A 3933-nucleotide genomic window follows, 5' to 3' on the forward strand; every position below is an offset into this window, starting at 1 on the left:
GCCGGGGTTCGCGCCGTCCGGCAAGACGATCTGCACGTGCCACCCATGGGTGTTGACGTCATAAATGGCCTTCCGGTCACTCTTGCTGAAATCACCGTCATATTCACACTTCATCGGTTACTCCCCCGAAGTGGCCCAAAAATCGATCCCGAGCGTCCTGCCCCGAGCCAGATGTCTCGATCCGGGTTGGTCTACAAGCAGATCCCGAGACGTTGAAGCGGCTGGCGGCATCTGCATGCTCCAGGTCCTCCCGGCTACTGTCCTCGCAGTCATCCGCGGAGCCCTGGATGACCTCCTCGACGGTCGTCATGATCGGCACCCCGCCATGGCCGGCGCCGAATTCCCAAAGCAGGTTCCGCTCGCAGGACCCTCGGCAGCGCAGCCGTCCGGCATGGATCCCCTGCAGGTGGTGCGTGGCGCAGAGCACCGCCAGGTTGTCGTCCTCGTTGCCGCCCCCGTGCGACCGGAAGATCACGTGGTGGACCTGCAGGTTGCGGCGCGACGAGCAGCCGGGGACCCGGCAGCGCCAGCCGTCGCGCTCGAAGATCCGGTGGTCCCGCCGCCATTTCGGGTCGCCGCTGACGTCCCAGGTGTGCAGGAACGAGGCGATCATCAGGGCGACGCACTCCCAGTCCCGGAGAGGCCGCCCATCTTCAGGTCCGTTCTCCACCAGGCGGCAGACGTTCAGGGCGTGCTGCCAGAGGGCGGCGACGTCGTCGGGGGCCCAGAACCGTACGCGCGACCGGGAGGGCGCACACATTTGCACCCGGGTTCCGGCCGTTGCGTGCCCCGCGGACGCGCACGATCGCACTCCGTCGACGGCCGACACGCCCGCACACATTTGCACTCCGCCGTCGCTGCCGGACCAAGGAGTCCTCCCGGTTCTCCAGGGGGAGTCGATCTGCACTTCACCCGAGGAGGAGATACCGCCGGGCTGTGTGAATTGTCCCGGTTGCCAGGCCGGGAGCCTCCAAGCCCCGTCGGGCGGATCGGCCTCGATCCGGGAGGCGACCACCGCAACCTCCTCGCGCAGGCGACGGAACGTGACCGAGCGGGCCATCCGGATCCAGGCCTGCTCCGACGACTCGTCCGCCACGCGGGCGACGGCCGAGGCCTTCACCCACGAGACCTCCCCCTCCCGGTAGGCACGGGCCAGTCGGGGCAGCTCGATCAACCGCCGGTCGAGGGCGATGAGCTGCCGGGCCCGGCGAATCCCCAGGCCGGCCCGCTCGCGGCAGTACCTTCCGAAGGAGAGAAAACCAAGCGCCCGGTGCAAGTCCAAGGTCGAGAAGGTGGCCAGCAGCCGCCCCTGCTGCCAGGCGAGCCCCTGCCGGAGGCGAACCAGCTCCAGGAGCTTCCGGTCCATCTCGCGCGCGCCGTCATCGGGGTCGTCACGGACCGAGTCGGGAAGGACCACATCAAGGTCATCGGCGGACGGGGCCCAGCCGCGCGGACCGTGTTCTTCTTCGTAGCCGCGCAGGATCTCCTCGAAGAGGTCGGTCCCCGGGTCGTCGTCATGGGCGGGCGCGGCCGCAGGACAATCCGGGCTCGATGGCAGGCCAGGGCCGAACGCGCCGTCCACCTCGCGGCCGTCGCCCAGCGGGCCCACGCACCCGGCCAGCCGCGCCGGCAGATCGGGCACGCCCGAAAGATAGTCGGCGGCGATGTACTCGGCGCAGCGCCACAGAGGCTCGGTCGAGCCGGAGGCCCGCCGGCAGATCTCGACGGCCCACTCCCACTGCGCCCGGAGCACATCCGGGCATTCGAATGAAACAGGGTGCCCCGGCTCCTCGTCGTCATCGAGAGAGCTGCCGTCCCGTCGTGGAAGGCTGCCGGAAGCCTGCGAAGGGGTGACAACCGTCTCAGAAGAGGCGACCTCGCGCTCGAGCAGCCGGACGTTCAGGCGCGCCGCCTTCTCCAGCCACGCCGCTTCCGTCTCGGGCGTCGCCACACGGAGGAGAAGACGGAGCTGGCTCGGCGAGACGCGTCCGCGCGCGAAGGCCTCCGAAGTCAGGGGGAGATTCTTGAGGCGCCCGTGCATCTGGACGAGGACCTGCATCCGCCGCACCGAAATCCCCAGGCGCTCGGTGACATAGTCGGCGAGTCGCGCGAAGCCGAGCTCGAGGTAGCCGGAACGCTCCTGCAGGCGGGCGAGAAGGCGGGCGAGGCGCAGCTCGATCGGATTGCGCATCCTCCCCAGACGGCGCAGGTGGCGGTCGAGCAGAAACGCCGCGAGGTCCTTCATCACGTGACGCCGGTCGTTTTCCCACACGGGCTCCAGGAGCGGCTCGGGAACGACCGACTGCCCGTGATCCAGGCGCACGGTCTCCCGCGATTCCGCCGGTCCGCCAGCCGCCGGTCCGCCGGTCGCCGGTCCGCCGGCCGCCGAACCCGCGGCGGGTACCGGACGGAGAGGGACCGAAGCTTCGGCTGGGGACACGGCATCGACGCGCACGCTCGGACCTCGAGAGAATGGAGACGTTGTGAAAGCTCACGAACCAAGGCGCGAAGGACGGGGGCAGAGGGTCGATTCGCGCTAGGTGTAAGATACGCTAACGCCATTCGAAATGCAACAGGATTTTCGAGGATTCTTTCGCCATGGGAGACCGGACTCAGGGACGGCGTTCAGGGGGTTTCAGGCGAAGCCCGCTCGACACGCAGCGATTCCAGGTTCCGCCGGGCCGGCAAGAATTGTGGATCGGTGCCGAGAGCCGCTTCAAAGTCCCGCCGCGCCTTCACCCGCTTCCCCAGCTTCAAGTACGCCGGCCCCCGGTTATTGAGCGCCCAGACGTCGCCGGGGTAGAGGCGGAGAGATTTCGAGAAGAACCTTATCCGCCAGGTGATGAGGAACTGGCACCTCACCCGGCGGCCATTTCTCTTCCGGGTGCCGCCTGCCGGCGGCAAGCTCGCTGCAATTCCGCTCTGAGCACAGCCACGAGCCACGATACTCACCATGAGGCGCCCGGAGCGCGCTCCTGGCAAACCAAGAGTGGGGGCCCGCCCATCTGATCGCCCATGCAGATCCTGAGCCCCTTGAGTCGCGCGCGCCGGTGTCGCAGATTCCGGGGCAAGCCGATCGAACGCTATAATCCCCGCTCCGGGAGCCGAGCGTGAATCTCAAGGAGCTGAAGAGGATTCTGGAAGGCGTGCGCCGCGGGACAGTGTCGGCGGACGAGGCGCTCAGGCGGCTCAAGATCCTGCCGTACGAGGACCTCGGCTTCGCGAAGGTGGATCACCACCGGCATCTCCGCCGTGGCTTCCCCGAAGTGATCTTCGGCGAGGGGAAGACGGTGTCCCAGATCGTCGCCATCATGGGGAAGGTGGCGGCGAAGCGGCAGCCGGTCCTGGTCACGCGCGTGTCTCCCGTCGCCTTCAAGGGGATTCGCAGGCGCTTTCGCCTGGCGCGCTACCACCCGGAGGCCCGCGCCGTGACGCTCGAGACCGGCACGCGCCCCCCGGGGCGTCCGGGAGTCCTGGTCCTGGCCGCCGGGACCTCCGACCTGAACGTGGCCGAGGAGGCGGCGGTGACCGCGGAGGTGATGGGAAACCAGGTCGGACGAATCTACGACGTCGGGATCGCGGGGCTCCACCGCCTCCTCGATCACAAGGACAGGCTCCTGGAGGCCAGGGTGATCATCACCGTGGCCGGCATGGAGGGAGCCCTCCCCAGCATCGTGGCCAGCCTTGTCGATGTTCCGGTCATAGGTGTACCGACCAGCGTCGGCTATGGGACAGGCATCAAAGGGGTGGCCGCGCTCATGGGGATGCTCAACTCTTGCGCCGCCGGCCTTTTGGTGGTGAACATCGACAATGGCTTCGGAGCCGGATATGCCGCGTCAGTAATAAATAAATCAATGCTAAATAATTGAATGCAATTATTGTGCAGAGCAACCCTGCGGATGAGTAGGGCGACCACCCTCCGAAACGCTCCGG

Annotated in this window: 3 protein-coding genes; 1 reads left to right on the forward strand and 2 read right to left on the reverse strand. The window is 67.6% G+C overall.

All coding sequences use genetic code 11. From position 1 onward, the window contains the following. Nucleotides 1–103 precede the first annotated feature (103 nt). Nucleotides 104–2323, reverse strand: coding sequence for an HNH endonuclease signature motif containing protein (locus VGV60_04255; GenBank protein ID HEV8700468.1), 2220 nt, complete (start codon nucleotides 2321–2323; stop codon nucleotides 104–106). 302 nt (nucleotides 2324–2625) lie between these two features. Then, nucleotides 2626–2862: a hypothetical protein gene (locus VGV60_04260; GenBank protein HEV8700469.1), complete on the reverse strand. Its 237-nt coding sequence runs from the start codon at nucleotides 2860–2862 to the stop codon at nucleotides 2626–2628. 248 nt (nucleotides 2863–3110) lie between these two features. Here VGV60_04260 and larB point away from each other — a divergent pair, with 248 nt between their 5' ends. Further along, on the forward strand, nucleotides 3111–3869 hold the full coding sequence (gene larB / locus VGV60_04265) for a nickel pincer cofactor biosynthesis protein LarB (protein ID HEV8700470.1): 759 nt from the start codon (nucleotides 3111–3113) through the stop codon (nucleotides 3867–3869). The last annotated feature ends 64 nt before the right edge of the window (nucleotides 3870–3933 follow it).

The sequence above is a fragment of the Candidatus Polarisedimenticolia bacterium genome, assembly GCA_036001465.1.
Lineage (GTDB): Bacteria > Acidobacteriota > Polarisedimenticolia > Gp22-AA2 > Gp22-AA2 > Gp22-AA3.